General features: G+C 71.4%; 14 protein-coding genes. 7 read left to right on the plus strand and 7 right to left on the minus strand.

What is annotated here, in order from left to right:
- Window positions 1-72 precede the first annotated feature (72 nt).
- A complete protein-coding gene (locus ACIP67_RS21775) occupies window positions 73-837 on the minus strand; it encodes an SDR family NAD(P)-dependent oxidoreductase (protein ID WP_401693760.1) in 765 nt (254 codons plus the stop codon).
- 250 nt (window positions 838-1,087) lie between these two features.
- On the opposite strand from ACIP67_RS21775, the gene ACIP67_RS21780 reads away from it, so the two are divergent.
- The 5 genes from ACIP67_RS21780 (at window position 1,088) to ACIP67_RS21800 (ending at window position 6,213) form a co-directional block, all read left to right on the plus strand.
- A complete protein-coding gene (locus tag ACIP67_RS21780) occupies window positions 1,088-1,240 on the plus strand; it encodes an SDR family oxidoreductase (protein WP_401693762.1) in 153 nt (50 codons plus the stop codon).
- A 137-nt stretch (window positions 1,241-1,377) separates the two neighbouring features.
- Window positions 1,378-2,730 carry an MFS transporter gene (locus tag ACIP67_RS21785; protein WP_401693764.1) on the plus strand — a complete coding sequence of 451 codons (1,353 nt, stop codon included), beginning with the start codon at window positions 1,378-1,380 and terminating at the stop codon, window positions 2,728-2,730.
- A 42-nt stretch (window positions 2,731-2,772) separates the two neighbouring features.
- Window positions 2,773-3,066: a YciI family protein gene (locus ACIP67_RS21790; RefSeq protein ID WP_401693766.1), complete on the plus strand. Its 294-nt coding sequence runs from the start codon at window positions 2,773-2,775 to the stop codon at window positions 3,064-3,066.
- A gap of 170 nt (window positions 3,067-3,236) precedes the next feature.
- Complete coding sequence (locus ACIP67_RS21795) at window positions 3,237-4,043, plus strand: IclR family transcriptional regulator (protein WP_401693769.1); 807 nt, start codon at window positions 3,237-3,239, stop codon at window positions 4,041-4,043.
- Between the two features lie 430 nt (window positions 4,044-4,473).
- Window positions 4,474-6,213 (plus strand): FAD-dependent oxidoreductase, encoded by a 1,740-nt coding sequence (locus ACIP67_RS21800; RefSeq protein WP_401693771.1) that lies wholly within the window; start codon window positions 4,474-4,476, stop codon window positions 6,211-6,213.
- Between the two features lie 198 nt (window positions 6,214-6,411).
- Here ACIP67_RS21800 and ACIP67_RS21805 read toward each other — a convergent pair whose 3' ends face one another.
- Window positions 6,412-8,865 (minus strand): SpoIIE family protein phosphatase, encoded by a 2,454-nt coding sequence (locus tag ACIP67_RS21805; RefSeq protein WP_401693773.1) that lies wholly within the window; start codon window positions 8,863-8,865, stop codon window positions 6,412-6,414.
- A gap of 162 nt (window positions 8,866-9,027) precedes the next feature.
- On the opposite strand from ACIP67_RS21805, the gene ACIP67_RS21810 reads away from it, so the two are divergent.
- The gene (locus ACIP67_RS21810; RefSeq protein ID WP_401693775.1) at window positions 9,028-9,870 is read left to right on the plus strand and encodes an IclR family transcriptional regulator; all 843 of its coding nucleotides are present in this window, start codon (window positions 9,028-9,030) and stop codon (window positions 9,868-9,870) included.
- Window positions 9,871-10,055: 185 nt separating this feature from the next.
- On the plus strand, window positions 10,056-11,315 hold the full coding sequence (locus ACIP67_RS21815; protein ID WP_401693777.1) for an MFS transporter: 1,260 nt from the start codon (window positions 10,056-10,058) through the stop codon (window positions 11,313-11,315).
- 95 nt (window positions 11,316-11,410) lie between these two features.
- Here the strand turns inward: ACIP67_RS21815 and ACIP67_RS21820 are convergent, their stop codons facing one another.
- The 5 genes from ACIP67_RS21820 to ACIP67_RS21840 form a co-directional block, all read right to left on the minus strand.
- Window positions 11,411-12,586, minus strand: coding sequence for a spore photoproduct lyase family protein (locus ACIP67_RS21820; protein WP_401693779.1), 1,176 nt, complete (start codon window positions 12,584-12,586; stop codon window positions 11,411-11,413).
- 409 nt (window positions 12,587-12,995) lie between these two features.
- Window positions 12,996-13,613, minus strand: coding sequence for a hypothetical protein (locus ACIP67_RS21825; protein ID WP_401693781.1), 618 nt, complete (start codon window positions 13,611-13,613; stop codon window positions 12,996-12,998).
- Between the two features lie 567 nt (window positions 13,614-14,180).
- Window positions 14,181-15,632 carry a ricin-type beta-trefoil lectin domain protein gene (locus ACIP67_RS21830; RefSeq protein ID WP_401693783.1) on the minus strand — a complete coding sequence of 484 codons (1,452 nt, stop codon included), beginning with the start codon at window positions 15,630-15,632 and terminating at the stop codon, window positions 14,181-14,183.
- A gap of 225 nt (window positions 15,633-15,857) precedes the next feature.
- The gene (locus ACIP67_RS21835; RefSeq protein ID WP_401693785.1) at window positions 15,858-16,307 is read right to left on the minus strand and encodes a carbohydrate ABC transporter permease; all 450 of its coding nucleotides are present in this window, start codon (window positions 16,305-16,307) and stop codon (window positions 15,858-15,860) included.
- A gap of 380 nt (window positions 16,308-16,687) precedes the next feature.
- Window positions 16,688-17,368, minus strand: coding sequence for a TetR/AcrR family transcriptional regulator (locus ACIP67_RS21840; protein ID WP_401693787.1), 681 nt, complete (start codon window positions 17,366-17,368; stop codon window positions 16,688-16,690).
- Between the last annotated feature and the right edge of the window lie 82 nt (window positions 17,369-17,450).

A 17,450-nucleotide genomic window follows, 5' to 3' on the forward strand; every position in this document is an offset into this window, starting at 1 on the left:
CTCGGTGGGCTGCGGGTGCCGGGTGCCGCCGGGTCGGTGTGGCGGCACCCGGCACCCATGATCCAGGGCCGGTCACACGGCGGTGTAACCACCGTCCACCACCAGCTCGGTGCCGGTGACGAAGCGGGACTCGTCCGAAGCCAGGTAGAGGACGCCGTACGCGATGTCCTCGGGGGTGCCGCGGTGGCCGACCGGGGTGCTGTCCAGCATCCGCTGGGCGTAGGCGGCGGCCTCGGGCGACGGGTCGGCGGAGAGCGACTTGCTCAACTCGGTCTCGATCGAGCCGGGGTGGACGGAGTTCACCCGGATGCTTGCCTTGGCGTAGGTGGCGGCGTCCGCCTTGGTCATCAGCCTGACCGCGCCCTTGGCCGCGTGGTAGAGCGGGATACGGGCGCCGCCGACCAGCCCGTAGATCGACGACATGTTGATGATGCTGCCGCCGCCCTGCCCCAGCATGTGCCGCACGGCGTGCTTGGTGCACAGCCAGACGCCCTTGACGTCGACGGCGAAGAGGAGGTCGTACTCCTTCTCCTCCACCTCGTGGGAGGGCTTGATCGGGCCGGGCACACCAGCGTTGTTGACCAGAACGTCGATCCGGCCATAGGTGGCGGCGATGTCGTCGAACGCGACGCGCACCGACTTCTCATCGGTCACGTCGACTTGCCGGTAACCGGCGGTGCCGCCCCCGGCGGTCGCGGGAACGCCGTCGGCGGGGGCGAGGTCGGCCACCACGACGGTGGCTCCTTCCGCGGTGAGGACCTTGCCGATCTCGGCACCGATGCCGCGCGCCCCTCCGGTGATGACGGCGACCTTGCCCTGTACGCGTCCGTCTGCCATGGCCGTGCTCCTTCATGTGCTCCTGAGCCTCGCACTCATCCTGAGATCGTCCCGCTCTGCGGGACATTAAACAAGGTGATGTGTAAGAGACTGCTGGCTGAAATCCTGTTTTCAGCTTACACCTCGACGTCGCGAGCCCCTCCGTATCGACGCTTGTCCTCTCTAGAGGGACAAAAGCTTTCCCGTCGTGGTCGGAGCCTCATCCGGTCCAGGCCCTCGCTCTCAACCGGACGGACTGCGGGCCGACGCCGTGCGCCCGTCCTGGGCCGACACTCCGCCGGGCCGGCTGGGCACCCCGGGGGACGTCACCGAGGCCGTGCTGTTCCCATGGGACCGGACCCGTGCGGGCTACATCACCGGACAGACGCTGTCCGTGGACGGCGGCTTCACCCGGTCCGGCTGACCGGGGTGGACGAGGCGGAAAGTATTTCCATTGGACGGAATCGCTGTATCGCGGACCGTGTGACTGAGGACACGCTCGTCCTCCGTCGCATGCGAACCCCACAGGAACTCTCTCCGCGAGCCGCGTTCGGAGGATCCATGTCCGCTCACTTCCCGTCCCCGACGGCCGCCCGCCCGGCCGTCCTTCCCGCCGCCCCGCAGGTCCAGCCCAGGAAGGCCGCGCTCGCCGCGTTCCTGGGCAGCATGCTGGAGTACTACGACTTCTTCATCTACGGATCGGCCGCCGCCCTGGTCTTCCCGACACTGTTCTTCCCCGCCGGCGACCAGACGGTCGGCACGGTCTCCGCCCTCGCCACCTTCGGCGTGGGCTACGCCGCACGTCCCCTCGGCGGCATCGTCCTCGGCCACTTCGGCGACAAGGTGGGCCGCAAGAAGGTCATGGTCTTCACGCTGCTGCTGATGGGCCTCTCCAGCCTCGTCGTCGGCCTGCTGCCCACCTACGAGCAGGTGGGCATCGCCGCACCGGTCCTGCTGGTGCTCGCCCGCCTCGGCCAGGGCATCTCCGCGGGCGGGGAGGCGGCGGGCGCCAGCACCCTGACCCTGGAACACTCTCCCGAGGGACGCCGGGGCTTCTTCACCAGCTTCGCCATGTCCGGCACGATGGCCGGCATCCTGCTGGCCGGCTTCGTGTTCATCCCGGTGGCGGCCCTGCCGGAAGCCCAGCTGCTGTCCTGGGGCTGGCGGCTGCCCTTCTGGCTGAGCATCGTCATGATCGTACTGGCGTACCTCGTCCGCCGGCGTCTGGACGAGACACCGGCCTTCGAGGCGGTGGCGGCCGGGGAGCAGGCCCCGCCGCTCCCCCTGGCACATCTCTTCCGCACCCAGTGGGCGGACGTCCTCAAGGTCATGTTCGCCTCGCTCTTCGCGGTGTTCCAGACCGTTTTCATGGTGTTCGGCCTGGCCTACGCCACCTCCGACGCGGTCGGTCTGGAGCGGTCGGCCATGCTGTGGGTGTCGGTGGCGGCGAACGCGGTGGCGGTGGTGGCGGTGCCCGCCTCGGCGGCGCTCTCGGACCGCGTCGGCCGCCGGCCGGTATGGATCACGGCCGCCCTGAGCTGCGCCGCCCTGGTCTGGGCGTACTTCTGGGCGCTGTCCACCGGCAGCCTGCCGTTGATCGTCCTGGTGGCCGTGCTGCTCAACGGCGTCGCCTACTCGGGCATGAACGGCCTGTGGCCCGCGTACTTCTCCGAGCTCTTCGCCGCGCGGGTGCGCTACTCCGGGTTCGCCACCGGCAGCCAGTTCGGCTTCCTGCTCGCCGGGTTCGCCCCGGCCATCGGCTTCGCGATCATGGGGGACGGCGTCACCGGCTGGGTGCCGGTCGCGGCCTTCGCCGCCGTCTGCGGCGTGGTCTCGGCGATCGCCGTCCTGACGGCCCGCGAGACCCACAGGGTCCCCCTGCCCGAGCTGGGCAAGCCGCTGCCCCGCCGCTGAACGGCTCGCACCTGCGCTCACCCACGGAACGAAGGAACCGCCATGCCGGTCTACACCGTCACCTACACCTACACCGACGACAGCGCCGGTCGCGACCGGCACCGCCCCGCCCACAAGGAGTACCTGGCCGGGCTCGGTGACCGGGGCGTCAACCTCTGCTCCGGGCCGTTCGGCTCCCAGGAGGCCCCCGGTGCCCTGCTGCTGATCAGGGCCGACAGCAAGGAGGAAGCCGTCCGGTACACCGAGGACGATCCCTTCCGGCGACATGGGCTGGTCGGCGCCGTCGCCGCCCGGGAGTGGCTCCCCATGCTGGGACGGCTGGCCGCCGAGATCTAGCCAGGGCCCGTCCGGCGGCGTCACGCCGCGGACGCGGGGTCCCGCACCCCCCGTTCGCGGCGTCGCCGGCACGCGCCGGCGCTCCGGGCGGCCCGGCGTCCCGCGGCGGCCCTCGGCACACTGGTGCGCCCACGAGACGTATGCCAGTCTGGAACGGAAGGTGACCGTACATGGCCAGGTCCAGCGCCGGTGAGTCGGTGCTCAGCCGCGCGATGCGCGTCCTGCGGCTGTTCACGGCCGACTCGCCCGCGCTCACCGTGTCGGAGATCGCCCGCCGGGCCGACCTCCCCATCGCGACCGCCCACCGCATCGTGGGCGAGCTGGTCGCTCTCGGAGCCCTCGACCGGGCCGAGGGCAAGCAGGTGCGCATGGGCTACCAGCTCTGGGAACTGGCATCCCGCTCCTCCCGGGTCCTCGATCTGCGCGAGGTCGCGATGCCGTTCATGGAGGACCTCCAGGCGGTGGTACGGCACCACACGCAGATCGGTGTGCTGGAGGGCACCGACGTGCTGTACCTGGAACGGCTCTCCGCCCGGGGCGCGGTGCGGAACATCACCAGGATCGCCGGCCGGCTGCCGATCCACGCGACCTCGGCCGGCCTGGTGCTGCTCGCCCACAGTCCGCTCGAACTTCAGGAGGAGGTCCTGTCACGGCCGCTGCGGCCGTACACGGCCCGGACGGTCACCGACCCGGCGCGGCTCCGCTCGCTGCTGGCGCAGATCCGCCGCGAGGGATTCGTGGTCGCGACCCAGATGATCAGTGAGGCGGGCACCGGCGTCGCGGCCCCCGTCCGGGACGCCGGCGGCGAGGTGGTGGCGGCCCTGTCCGTCGTCATCCCGGCCTCCGACCCGAGCCCCCACACCCTGGTGCCGGCGCTGCTCGCGGCCGGTCGCGGCATCTCCCGCGCCCTGGGCGCTCCCACCGCCGACGAGGACCTGCTGCGCAGCCACGGCCCCCGGCTGCCGGGCAACAGATGACGACGGTTCTCCCATTGAGCGGAAAGCGTGTTGTGGACGCCCCCGCCCGCGCTGCACGCTGGTCGCACCGCTGGAAGGACCCCGCAGGGACCGACGGCAGGGACCGACGGCCGGGCCCCGGACCGGAGGCCGGCGATCCGCTCCGTGCCGGCCTGTGCGTCCGCCGCCGAGCCAGCTGACTCCTGGTCGCCATGAGTGTCGGCGAGCGTGTCCTCCAGGAGGGCGGCCGCCACGAGGGCATCGAATCCCGTCAGGGTGGGGAGAGCCGGCGCGTCGACCTCCCGTCGTGCACCGCCCGTTGCGGCTGCCTCTGCTCCCCGCATTCGGCGCTCAAGGACCTGATCACCCTTCAGCTCACGGTGGTTTGTACCTCCGTGACACCACCGACCATCTGACCGAACCGCATTCAGAGCCGCGAAAGTTGGACATCATGAGCGACACGACCTACCAGTGCGACGTGCTCGTCATCGGTTCCGGCGCCGCCGGGATCTCCGCCGCCCTCAAGGCGAAACAGCAAGGCCTCGATGTCCTGGTCGTCGACAAGGAGCCGTACTTGGGCGGCACCACAGCCATCTCCGGTGGCTGGCTGTGGGTGCCCGGCAACAAGCAGGGCGTCGCCGAGGGCGACACCCGCGAGGAGGTCGAGACCTACATCAAGGCACTCGCCGGCGACTCCTACGACCCGGCCGCGGTGAAGACGTTCCTCGACCTGGTGCCGGAGGCACTGGACTTCTTCGAGAGCGACGCCGATGTCGCGTTCCACTACCCGGAGATGGCGCCCGACTACCGGATGGACGCCCCCGGTGCCCGCAAGTCCGGCCGGGCCCTGACGGTGAAGAAGGCCAGCGGCCGGATGCTGAAACGGGACAGGCTGCGCGTCCAGCCCTACCTGTACACGTACACCGTGTTCGGCTACATGCCGGAGATCGGCCCCGACATCGCCACGTTCATCAAGGCCAACCGCTCCCTCAAGGCGTTCCTCTACGTCGGCAACCGGTTGGTCAGGACGTGGGCGGAGCGCGTCCTCTTCCGTCGCGCCTTCACCCGCACCAACGGCAACGCGCTGATGACCCGCATGCTGGCGAGCGCCGGGGCCATGGGCATCCCGATGTGGACCGGCACCAAGGTCACCGAGGTCCTCAAGGGCGCCGACGGTGTGGTGAACGGCGCGCTGATCACCGGAACGCACTCCGGCACGGTCCGGGCCAGGCACGGCGTGGTCATCGCGGCCGGCGGCTTCTCCGGCAACACCGGGCTGCGTACCAAGGCGTTCGGGCACGACCCGCGCGGGGACAACCACTTCACGCCCACCATCGGCCACCAGGGCGACAGTTATTTCCTGGCCGAACGGCACGGCGGGGTTCTCGACACCCGACCGCACCAGCCCGCGTCCTGGGGCCCGGTCACCGTCTGGAAGAACCTGCGCGGACAGGACCAGATCTTCCCCCACCTGCGCGCGTTCGGCCTGCCCGGACTGATCGCGGTCAACCGCAGGGGCGAGCGGTTCGCGAACGAGTCGTACTCCTACCACGATTTCGGCGTCGAGATGATCAAGGAGAACGCGGACGAGCGGGACACCTACGGCTGGATCATCGCGGACAAGAAGGCCATGCACACCTACGGCATCGGCTACGCCAAGCCCTGGCCGCTGCCCACCTGGTACTACAAGAAGGTCGGTTACCTCGTCGAAGGCTCGTCCGTGGAGGACCTGGCCGCAAGGATCGGTGTGCCGGCGGCCGGCCTCAGGCGCACCCTGGACGAGTTCAACGCCGACGCCGCCCTGGGCCGGGACCTGAGGTTCCACCGCGGCTCGAACTGGTTCCACCACTTCAAGGGGGACATGGAGCACAAGCCCAACCCCAACCTCGCCCCCATCGACAGGGCGCCGTACTACGCCGTGCAGATCCAGATGGGTGACCTGGGCACCTACGCGGGACTCGCGGTGAACGACCGCAGCGAAGTCGTCGACTCCGCAGGTGCGGCGGTGCCGGGCCTGTACGCCGTCGGTACGGCCGCCGTCAGTGTCTTCGGCGGCGGATACCCGGGCTACGGATCCAACATCGGTCCCGCGATGGTCTTCGGCTACCAGGTCGGCCGGGACATCGCCGCCCACGCCGCGGAGCGCGCGAGCGGACCGCGGAGGAGCGGAAGCCGGAGCGGAGGGCGCTGAGACACCCTGGGCCGGTCCCCGGCCGCGCCACGTCGCCACCGGAAGTCCGGCCCTGTCTCCCGTCCCGCCCGGTTCGTCGGCCGCGGCACCAGGCCGGCCGGGCATGCCGGATCCGGACACCCGACTCCTGTTCGCTCACGGATCGGGTGGCGTCGGTGACGCGCAGGCGTTGCCGGAGAACGCCCGGTCGGACACCGTTCACAGCGGCGCTGCGAGCCGCCCGGAATGGGTGGCGAGGGGTTGTTCGGCCCAGATGGTCTTTCCGTGCCGGCCGTAGCGGCTGCCCCAGCGGGTGGTGAGCTGGGCGACGAGGAACAGGCCGCGCCCTCCCTCGTCGCTCCAACGGGCCCGGCGCAGCCGGGGCTGGGTGTTGCTGGGGTCGGTGACCTCGCAGACCAGCACGCTTTCGCGGATCAGCCGCAGGCTGACCGGACCGCCGGCGTAGCGGACGGCGTTGGTGACCAGTTCGCTGACGATCAGCTCGGTGGTGAAGGCCAGCTCGTCGAGCCCCCAGGCGGTCAGCTGGCGGGTGACGGCCTCCCGGGCGCCGGCGACGACCGCTGGGTCGGCGGGGAACTCCCAGCTCGCGGTGGAGTCCGCGGGGAGCGCGCTGGTGCGGGCCAGGAGCAGGGCGACGTCGTCGTGGCGTGGGTGTTCTTCGAGTCCCGTGAGAAGAGTGCGGCCGATGGTGCTCAGGTCGCGTTCGGGACCGGAGAGTGTGGCGAGGCTGTCGGTCAGCCACCGTAGGCCGGCGTCGACGTCGTGGGTGTCGCGATAGAGGAGGCCGTCGGTGTAAAGGGCGAGGACATTGCCGGGATCCAGGTCGATGACGGCGGTCTCGAACGGCATGCCGCCCACGCCCAGGGGCGGGCCGGGCGAGACGTCGACGACCTGGATCGTGCGGTCAGGACGGACCACGACAGGCGGTGGGTGCCCGGCGGTGGCCATGGCGCAGTGGCGGGTGACCGGGTCGTAGACGGCGTACAGACACGTGGCGCCGATGGCGTCCCCGTGGGGCTGCCCCTCGGCCGCGAGGCTCTGGACCAGATCGTCGAGGTGGGTGAGGAGCTCGGTGGGATCGAGCTCGAGGTCGGCCAGGGTCCGGATCGCGGTGCGCAGCCGGCCCATGGTGGCGGTGGCGTGCAGGCCGTGGCCGGCGACGTCCCCGACGACGAGGGCGACCCGCAGGGAGGGGAGAGCGATGACGTCGAACCAGTCGCCACGGATCTCGGCGCCGCCGCCGGCGGGCCGGTAGAACCCGACGGTCTGCACCGCGGCGGTGCTGGTGGTGGCCGCGGGGAGCAGACGTTGTTGCAGGGCGACGGCCGCGCGGTGCTCGCGGGTGTAGCGGCGGGCGTTGTCCACGCTCAGTGCGGCCCTGGACGCGATCTCGGTCAGCAGCTCGGCATCCTCCTGGTCGAAGGCGTCGGTCCGCTCGGCGCGCCAGACCGCCACCACGCCGAGTACCAGACCGCGCGCGAACAACGGTGCCAGTGCCAGCGAATGCCCGCCCTGGGGGACGAACAGCTCGAGCAGCCGTGGGTCGCGGACCTGGGTGATGAACTGTTCGCGGCCGATCACCGTGGCCTTGCCGTGCTGAAGTCTGCGCAGGGTGGGCGTGTCCGACAGTCGGGGGACCGGTGCGCCGGGCTGGAGAAGTCCGGCGGGCCAGGTGCCGGTGGCCGATGCCACGGCGGCCCGGCGCCAGTCCTGGCTCCCGGTGGCGAGCGCCGCGGGGGGTTCGTCTCCCTCGAATACGGCCTCGGCGAGCTCCACCCATGCCACGTCCCCGAAAGCGGGCACGAGAACGTCCACCAGGTCCTGCGCGGTGCCCTCCACGTCCAGCGTGGTGCCGATGCGCCCACCGGCCTTGGTCAGCAGCTCCAGCCGCCGGCGGGCCCGATATCCGTCGGTCACGTCGACGTACGTCTGGCACATGCCCAGGAGACGGCCGGCCGGGTCGGTCAGCCGGAAGGAGGAGCCGGAGGCCACGCGCTCGCGGCCCGGATCCGACGCGAGGCGGCCGCGCACCTGGAAGTCGAGCACCGGCTCGCCGGTGTCACGCACATGGCGCAGCACGCGCTCGATGGTCTCGACGTCGAAGTCCGGTTCTCTCTCGCCGATGCGGCGGCCGATGAGCCGCTCGGCGGGAACGGCGACCAACCGCGCTGTCGCGGCGTTCACCCAGCGATACCGCAGCTCGCCGTCCATGACGGTGATCGAGATGGGGGACTGTGCGAACAGTGCCTGGAGGATCGCCCGGTCGACTTCCTCCCGCTCCACCTGCCAGGCGTCGGCGGCGCTGATCGACCAGCCGGCCCGACCCTCCCGGCCCAGCAGCGGGCGCACGTACAGCGCGACCCGCAGCTCGTGCCCGTCGCGATGCCTCAAGGCCAGCACGCCGTCCCAGCCACCGGCGGCTCCCTGTCGCTCGCCGGAGGCCGCCACCGCATCCCAGTGCTTCCGGACGGCCAGCAGATCCACTGCGGGCGTGCCACAGACGTCTCCCGCCGGATATCCGAGCAGCGCCTCCGCCTGCGGGCTCCACAGGGAGATCCTGCCGGTGCCGTCCACCACCGCCGTGGCCGGGTGCGGTCCCCACAGCCGGCTTTCCGCTCCTGCGCCGAGGCCTCCGGCTCCGGGTCCGCTCATCGGTATCAGCCCATTCCGTGGCGCCGCCCTACCTGCCCATGATATTGACACAGGCGACGCCGTCTGCTCGGAACGCGGCCGGGAGCGGGCCGAGCTCGCCCGCTCCCGGGGCACCGCAGGGGATTTCCCTGTGCGGAACACTGGGCGACCTACCATTCCTCTATGAGGAACTCTCGGGAACAGACAGACACCTCGAACGACACGGAAGCGGGCCCGGTCGCCCCCGCTTCGACCGACTCGGCCGCCGGCGTGCCGAAGACTTCCGGTGCGGGGCACGGCACCGGCCTGGAATCCGTCGAGAACGCCCTGACGCTGCTGCTCCTGCTCCGGGAGAACGGCCGCCTCCGGCTCAGTGACGCCGCCGACCGACTCGGCGTCGCCCGCTCCACCGCGCACCGGCTGCTCGCCACCCTGCGCGGCCGCGGTTTCGCGGTCCAGGGTGCCGACAAGGCGTACCGGCCGGGGCCCGCCCTCTACCGCCTCGGCATGTCGCAGCACTCCGAGTACGAACTCGTCGAGACCGCCCGGCCCCACATGCTGTGGCTCAACGGCAAGCTGGGCGAAACCGTGCACCTCGTGGTGCGCTCCGGGGCTGAGGCGCGCTTCCTGCGCAGCATCGAAGGCACGCACGCACTGCGCGTCGGCAGCCGCGCGGGTGCCGTTCTGCCCGCGCATCTCGCCTCGGGCGGCAAGGCACTGCTCGCCGACCTGAACGTGGCCGAACTCGCCGAGATCTACGGGGCGAAGGGCGGCCAGGGCGAGGAGACGGACCCCGAGGCGCTGCACCGGCGGCTCGCCGCGGTACGCCGCCGGGGCTACGCGATCAACATCGGTGACACCGAGCGGGGTCTCTCGGCGGTGGGCGCCGCCGTCCGCGAGCCCGGTGGGCGCGCCGTCGCCGCGCTCACGGTGTCGGCGCCCTCCCTGCGCTTCACCCGGACGCGCCTGGACGAGGCGGCGGTGGTGCTGCTGGAGGCGGTACGGCGCATGGAGGCCGCCCTGTGACGCCGGACGCCGGGTGGGCATAGTTCCGCTCTGCGGAACCGGAGGCCCTGACTTGTTGCTCTCTGCGTAACCGCGCTGGTTCCATCCCGGTCATCGACAGGTCGCCCGCGCGACGCCGGAGGGACACCGGGGGTGCGCGCCGCGTCCTGACGATCCTTCTGCCTCCCCCGACAGGATGTGGCCGCATGACCATCGACGCTCAGGCTCCCGCCACCCACTCCTCCACCCCTTCGCGCGCACCGGCGCCGGCCTGGGCGGTCGTCGCCCTGTGCACGGCGGCGATCACCGTGGAGGGCTTCGACCTCATCGTCTACGGCGTGGCGCTGCCCGCGATGCTCGGCGACGACGCACTGGGACTCGACACGTCCCTCGCAGGCACCCTCGGCAGCCTGGCCTACGCGGGCATGCTCATCGGCGCGCTGGTCTGCGGTACGCTCGCCGACCGGCTCGGCAGGCGCCGCCTGCTGGTGGCCGCGGGCACCGTCTTCACCGTGTTCACGGTGGCGTGCGCGCTCGCCGCGGAGCCCTGGCAGTTCGGCCTGTTCCGGCTGCTCGCCGGCGCCGGCATGGGCGGTGTGATGCCCTCCTGTGTCGCGCTGAGCAAGGAATACGCGCCGCGTGGCCGTTCCGCGCTGGTGGCGACCATGGTGCTCGCCGGCATCCCCGTCGGCGGTGTCCTGTCCGCGCTGACCGCCACCACGTGGGGGGAGACCCTGGGCTGGCGCGGTCTCTTCGCCGTGGGCGGCGCCCTGTCGCTGCTCGTGGTCGCCGCCGCGTATTTCCTGTTGCCGGATTCCCGGCCGCTTCCCGCCGCCGCGGCCGTCGACGAGGAGGCCGGCGGCGGGCGGCGCGACAGCGAGGCGGCCGGTGTCCGGACCGTGCTCTCCGGCACGTACGCCCGGTACACGGTCCTGTTCACCGTGACCAACTTCGCGGTGCTGCTCGCCTGGTACGGGCTGAACACATGGCTCACCCAGCTGATGCGCGAGATGGACTATCCGCTCGGCTCGGCCCTGCGCTTCACCCTGGTCCTCAACCTCGGTGCCGTCGTCGGCTCGTTCGCGCTCGCGCTCCTTGCCGACCGGATCGGACCGCGACCGGTCACCGCCGGCAGCGCCGTGCTCGCCGCGGTCGCCGTGCTGGGCCTGTCGCAGGGCGGCGGCACGGCCGTGATCCTCGGCGTCACCGCCCTCGCCGGTGTCGGCGCCCAGTCGGCGCTGACGATGCTCAACGACTGGGTCGCGTCCAGCTATCCGGCCTCGGCCCGTGCCACGGCGCTGGGCTGTGTCTCCGGCTTCGGGCGTGGCGGTGCGATCGTGGCACCGTTGCTGGGAGGCTGGATCCTGGACGCCGCGATGGGCCCCACCACCGTGTTCTACGTGTTCGCCGCGGCCGCGCTCGTGTGCGCCGGGGCGCTGCTGGCGATCCCGGCGCGGCGGGGCTGACGCTCCGACGAACGTCCGGGGGCGCGGCGGGACTGCTCGCCGGAGGGACCGGAGGGCGCCCCGGCACGGCATCGGCGCCCTCGACCGGGGCGGGCTCAGAAGGCGTACCGGACGTGCAGCCAGGGCGCGTGGAGGCGGATCAGGGCACGGAGGGCGTCGACCGCCTCGGCCTTGACCTCGTTGCGGTAGCGGACGTTGAGGGCGCCGTTCTCGGAGCGCTTGGCCTGCTGGAGTTCCGGCCGCCACAGGACCTCCTCGGCGCGCGGGTGCCAGCCGAGGTTGACCTCGTGCAGCTCCCGGTTGTGCGTGAGCATGATCACCTCGGCGGCGGCCTGACGCTTCACCCGTGACGGCAGGACGTCGTCGAGGTGCCTTAGCAGCTCGGCCCAGGCGTCCTGCCAGCCGGGGCGGACTACCACGGGGGAGAGGTTGAAGTGCACCTCGTAGCCGGCGTCCAGGAAGTCCGCGGCGGCGGCGATGCGCTCGGCGACGGACGAGGTGCGCACGTCCAGCAGCCGGGAGTCGTCCGGCGGCATCAGCGAGAAGCGGATCCGGGTCCGGCCGCGCGGGTCGAGGCGGAGCAGGTCGGGGTTGACGAACTTGGTGGCGAACGACGCCTTCGCGGTCGGCCACTGCCGGAAGGCGTGCACGAGATCCGCGGTGTTGTCGCAGATCAGCGCGTCCACCGAGCAGTCGCCGTTCTCGCCGATGTCGTACACCCAGGACTCGGCGTCGCACTGGTTCGGCTCGGGCTTGCGGCCCTGCCGCGCGATGTGCCGGGCCAGGTGGGCGACGATCCGCTCGACGTTGGTGAAGACGGTGACGGGATTGGCGTATCCCTTGCGCCGCGGTACGTAGCAGTAGGCGCAGGCCATGGCGCAGCCGTTGGAGGCACCCGGGGCGATCCAGTCCGCGGAGCGGCCGTTGGGGCGTGTGGTGAGCGTCTTGCGCTCGCCCAGGACCAGCGTCTCGCCCTTGACGCGGACCCAGCGCTCGACGTTGCCCTCGTTGCCGTGCAGTCCGGGGATGCGCCAGTGGGAGTCCACCGTGATCACCCGTGCCCCGGGGAACCGGGCGATGACCTGCCGGCCGCGCGGGGAGGCGGCCGCCGCGGGCTCGGCGTGGATCTCCCGTACGGGCAGCAGACGGCGGGCCGCGGCGGAGTCCCGGAAGAACGGGCCCTCGTCGGCCGCGGCCGGCCCCGGCCCGAGGGCGTCGAGCCCGAAGAGCGTGCCGGAGCCGTCGTCCGGGGTGGTGGACGGGTGGTTCATGAGTGCTCCGGTACACGTGGTGCGAGGAGGTACGGGACGCGCCCCTGTCCTCCACTGTACGAGGCAGCGGCGTTCGCGCCACATGCCCGCACGACCGCGGCCCGCGCGGAAGCCGGACCCTCCCGGCCGCCGAGGGCCCGCCGGGACACGCCGTTCCCTCCGTCGGGCCGCGTCGTTGTCCAAGCCGTCGACGCCCGTTCGCGGGTACCGGGCTCGTTCAGGAGGTAACCGCACCGTGCTGACGTACGTGACACGCGAGGGTGTCCCGCTGGCCCTCACGCTCGTCGTGTGCGGGGCAGCCGTGGAGTCGGGGTCGGGGAGCGGGTCGTGCGCTGCCCCCGGCCGGGGACGCGTCCGTGCGTCGCGTCGGCCGGCGGCACGCCGACCGACGCGTCACGTCGTCGTCCCGTCACCCGAGAACCGAAGACGATGTGCAGCCGAGACTGGCGCGGCTCGCGACGGTGAACGAGATGCTTCCGGTGTTCTCCCAGAGGTTGTTGATGTTGGTGAACAGCCACCTCGTCGTGAGGCTGTGGTCAGCCGATGACAGGGTGGCCGTCCGCCCCTCCGTGCCTGGCCTGATCCGGAACCTCACCACGGTGTCCCCCAGCTTCTGCGGCGGCGTCTCCTGGGCGCTCAGTGTCGTCCCGGCGAAACTGCCCGGCCCTGTCACCGACTCCGCGTCGGCCACCGCCAGGACCGATGCCAGATTGACCCGGTGGATGTGGTGCTGCGCCCCGATGGGGTTGCGTGTGGTCTCCGGACGCCACCTGAACGTGAACGTCGACCCCGGCGCGATCCGCCCTCCGAACGGGTTCGGCGACGACGACTCGTGGATCACGCCCTCGCCCAGCCGGGCACCGAACACGTTCCGCCAGTAGAAATGCGGGTTGAGCCACGCGTTCCCCGGCTGGATGCACTCCGGCTCGATCGCTGCGGTGGCCTGCGCCGCCGTGGGAGGTCGTCCCTGCGCTGCGGCAGCGCTCCCCGGCAACGACGTCCCCAGCAGCATCGCCGCGACGAGCACACCCAGCCCCCATGCCTCCCGTGCCCGCCGCCGCCTTCGCGGCACCGGCATCGTGGCGCCCGTGATGCGGCCCGCCGGTGTGTTCTCTGCTCCGTGCATGTTCCAGCCTTTCTCTGCTGCGTAGCCCGTCGTCGGCTCGCTCCGGATCGAGGTGGTGCGACCGCAGACGGGACGGTCCGTCAGGCGGCCCCTGGCGGCGTCGCCTGCCGTGAGGTGGCCGTCGGTACAGCGGACGGCGGTCGCGCCGTCGATGGCGGTGGGGCGTGCGGCCGGCCCCGACCCTCGGGAGCGGCACCATGGACACGCTCTGACGCTAACTCACTGCACAGGCAAAGTCACGCTCGGTGACATTCGGTCGAGTGACTCAGGAGCACAGAATCGTTCACTTCCGCATTCGAGGTTTGGCGCTGCGAGAGCGGTCGGCGGGCCCGGGGCGCTCGGTCCTCGCCGTCCCGGAATGCTTGCGGTCAGGCGCACTTCGGTCGGGGCGCCGGCGCTGAGCACACGCCAGGAGGGCTCCTCCCGGTCCGCCGGGGATCGGGAGGAGCCCTCTGCTCGTGGGGGACGTCAGGTGGGAAGGTTCCAGTTCTGGGTGTCGAGGTTGTTGCAGTCGTAGATCTGCAGCTGGGTGCCGTTGGCCGTGGCGCCGGACGGGATGTCCAGACAACGCCCGGACTGCGGGTTGTACAGCGCGCCGTTGGACTGGTGCTGCCACTGCTGTCCGCCGGAGCCGTTGCACTCCCAGAGCTGCACCTTGCTGAAGTCGGCGGTGGCGTTGGCGTCGATGTCCAGGCACTTGCCGAAGGCGCGCAGGGTGCCGTCCGCAGCCACCGACCAGCGTTGGCCCGTCGCCTCGTTGCAGTCCCACAACTGGACCGCGTTGCCGTCGGTGTTGAGGTTGCTGTCGACGTCGAGGCACTTACCGGAGATCCACGGCGTGGTCACCCGGCCGACCCGGCCGCCGAGTCGGCCGATGCCGAAGCGGACCTCGCACTGGTTGCCGGTGCCCGTCCAGGTCGCGCTCAGGTAGAGGAAGGACGTGCCGTCGGCGAGCGGATTGATGGGCGAGCTGTAGCCGGGGCAGGACGGCTCGCCGGAGTCGTAGCCGCCGGTCGGGCTGGTCTCGACGGGCGCCTCGATCTCGGTCCACTCACCGCTGCCGAGGCTGGTGTTGGAGAGGACGACCGTGCCCGACTCGGCCATCACGGTCTCGGAACCGGTGGTGCCGGTGGTGACCCGTTGGCCGGAGATCAGCAGAGTGCCGTGGGAGCCGCCACCCGACTGCCAGGACAGGTAGGGGGTGTGCAGCAGATGGCGGCCGTCGCTGGTCTGGACGAGGGTGCCTGCGCCGGCCGTGGGTGACCAGTCCAGGCCGTCCGGGCTGGTCTTGATGTAGACCTCGCAGGCGTGGTCTGCGTCCGTGGCGTCCCGGCACAGCTCGTAGGCCATCATGAAGTTCCCGTCGGGCAGGGACACGATGGTCGACATGCCGGGGCGCGCCAGGTTGTCGCTGGGGAACGCCACGTCCTCGGTGAGCGAGGAACTCCAGGTCAGCCCGCCGTCGGTGGAGGTGTAGTGGCCGATGACCTGGTTGTTGGTCGAGGAGCCCGCGGGCCGTTCGTCGGAGATGAAGCAGGCGAGCGTGTTGTTCTCGGCCAGCAGGAACCAAGGCTCTCGGATACCGTGGCCGATGCTGTTCGGCAGGCCGCTGGTCGAGGTGCAGTCGGACAGGTACTGCCAGGTCACACCGTGGTCGGTGCTCTTGAAGACCTCAGTCTTCTGGGTGGTGTAGTCGCCGGCCTGCCACGCCGTGCCGGCCGCCAGCAGATCACCGGCGTTCAGTCCGTTCGCGGTGCGCGGCACCTCGTACAGGACGGGGGCTTCGAGGTCCCAGCCGCTGGTGTGCGAGGTGATCGTGGAGATGGGGCTGGAGCTCCAGGTCAGCCCGCCGTCGGTGCTGCGATGGATCGGGAGATCGTTGACGGAGCCCTGGTTGCGGTGGGCGAAGGTGGCCAGCATGGTCCGGCCCGACGAACCGTCGTGGTCGAGGCGGATCGACCGTGGGTAGCTGTCGTCGCCTTCGGAGGAGGACGACAGGTTCGGCGAGGCGAGTACCGATCCGTCCGGGGCGGGAGTTGCTGAGCGCCCACCAGATCGGGTAGGCGAACAGCACCGTCAGACCGATGAGGACGACGTACTGGAGGGGCCCGGGCCCGGGCCGGCTGAGGCTCCTGTGCTTCATGGTCACTCTTCTCGGGAACGCAGCAGGCGCACGGACACCAGGGACAGCGCGAACACCAGCAGGACGAGCAGGAAGGAGTCGGCCGCGCCGGTGCCGAGGTCGGACGACGTGATGTGGCTGTAGAGGTAGAGGCCGCCGGTGGTGGTGGAGCCGTACGGTCCGCCCTGGGTGACCACGAAGGGCTCGGCGAACATCTGGAACACCGCGAGGGTCTGCACCACGACCAGGAAGGCGATGCTGCGGCGGACCAGCGGCAGGGTCACCGACCAGAACTGGCGCCGCCGGGAGGCCCCGTCGAGGGCGGCGGCCTCGTACACCTCGGCCGGCACCGCCTGGAGCCCGGCCAGCATGACGATGATCGCGAACCCGGAGGTCTTCCACAGGAAGAGCAGGGCGAGCGTCGGTTTGGCCCAGGCGGTCGAGGTGAGCCAGGCGACCGGGGGCAGGCCCACCAGGTTCTGATCGGGATCATCGAGGGCACGGCCACGCTGCCGACGGACATCAAGGCGCCGCACCGGCTGGTGGTGCGGGGCAGCACGATGGCTTCCGCCGAGGAGGGGACCGACCCCTCGACGGCCGGCTGAGAACGCGCCTCGGCCCTGCGGTCGACGGCACACGTACCGCGTCCGGCTGCCGGCAGAGGGCGGGACCGGCACCCCACCGGGGTGAGGGCCCCGGTGCGGCCGCACCAGGTACCGAAGGCCACGGCGGACCGGCCCGGCCGAGCGTCCTCGGCGCGGACGGCTTCACCGCCGGCTGAGCCTCAGCGGGCCCGCCCCGGCCGTCGCCGCGGAGGCGGCCGGCGAAGAGCGGGCGACCGGCTGCCGCACGGTCAGTCCAGTCCGTGGCCGTCCGCCGTCAGGGCCCGGGTGAGCCGGTCGAGATAGGCACGGTAGTCGGCCAGGAAGTCGAGGCGGCCCCGGGAGATGGCCCATTGCACCTGGAGGCCGTCGGAGACCGCGAGTATCTCGCGGGCGATCTGGTCAGGGTCGATGTCGGGTTTCAGCTGACCCGCGGCGAGGGCCGCCCGCAGGCTCGCGGCCAGGGCGCCGGCCGCACCCTCGTTGCGGGTGACGAAGAACGCGTGCGCCGGGTGGGCGGGATCGGTCGCCTCCACCGACAGTTTCGCGAACAGTTCGATGAGCCCCGGCTCGGTGAGGTTGTGCGCGGCGAGGGCCAGCACGGCGCGGAACTGCTCACGGACGTCGTCATGGGGGACGGCCCCGTGGACCCTGAGGTAGTTGCGCTCCTCGCGGGCCACGAGCACGGCCATCAGCAGCTTCTCCTTGCTGCCGAAGTGATGCACGATCACGGTCGCCGACGTGCCCGCGTCGGCTGCGATCTTGGCGAGGGAAGAGCTGAGGTAGCCCGCCCGCGCGAAATGGAGGGTGGCCGCTTCGATGATCGCCGCCCGGCGGCTGTCGGCCGCCGCGTAGGTCCCCGTCGACCGGCGACGCCGCTTCGGCCGCTCGGCCGGGCGGGGCGCCTCGGGCGTGTCAGGTCTGTTCTCCATCGGCACCAGCCTAGCGACCCGGCACGTGTGACCTGCGCCACTCGATATAACTATTGGTGGCGTTCAGTTTTTAACTTACGGT

The sequence above is a fragment of the Streptomyces sp. NPDC088812 genome (genome assembly GCF_044750285.1).
Classification (GTDB): domain Bacteria; phylum Actinomycetota; class Actinomycetes; order Streptomycetales; family Streptomycetaceae; genus Streptomyces.

Bases quoted from the DNA above. Each gene is read 5' to 3' on its own strand.
- ACIP67_RS21830 (WP_401693783.1), bottom strand. From the start codon at position 15,632: ATGCTGGCCACCTTCGCCCACCGCAACCAGGGCTCCGTCAACGATCTC.
- ACIP67_RS21790 (WP_401693766.1), top strand. From the start codon at position 2,773: ATGCCGGTCTACACCGTCACCTACACCTACACCGACGACAGCGCCGGT.
- ACIP67_RS21810 (WP_401693775.1), top strand. From the start codon at position 9,028: ATGAGGAACTCTCGGGAACAGACAGACACCTCGAACGACACGGAAGCG.
- ACIP67_RS21800 (WP_401693771.1), top strand. From the start codon at position 4,474: ATGAGCGACACGACCTACCAGTGCGACGTGCTCGTCATCGGTTCCGGC.
- ACIP67_RS21820 (WP_401693779.1), bottom strand. From the start codon at position 12,586: ATGAACCACCCGTCCACCACCCCGGACGACGGCTCCGGCACGCTCTTC.
- ACIP67_RS21840 (WP_401693787.1), bottom strand. From the start codon at position 17,368: ATGGAGAACAGACCTGACACGCCCGAGGCGCCCCGCCCGGCCGAGCGG.
- ACIP67_RS21785 (WP_401693764.1), top strand. From the start codon at position 1,378: ATGTCCGCTCACTTCCCGTCCCCGACGGCCGCCCGCCCGGCCGTCCTT.
- ACIP67_RS21815 (WP_401693777.1), top strand. From the start codon at position 10,056: ATGACCATCGACGCTCAGGCTCCCGCCACCCACTCCTCCACCCCTTCG.
- ACIP67_RS21795 (WP_401693769.1), top strand. From the start codon at position 3,237: ATGGCCAGGTCCAGCGCCGGTGAGTCGGTGCTCAGCCGCGCGATGCGC.
- ACIP67_RS21775 (WP_401693760.1), bottom strand. From the start codon at position 837: ATGGCAGACGGACGCGTACAGGGCAAGGTCGCCGTCATCACCGGAGGG.
- ACIP67_RS21805 (WP_401693773.1), bottom strand. From the start codon at position 8,865: ATGAGCGGACCCGGAGCCGGAGGCCTCGGCGCAGGAGCGGAAAGCCGG.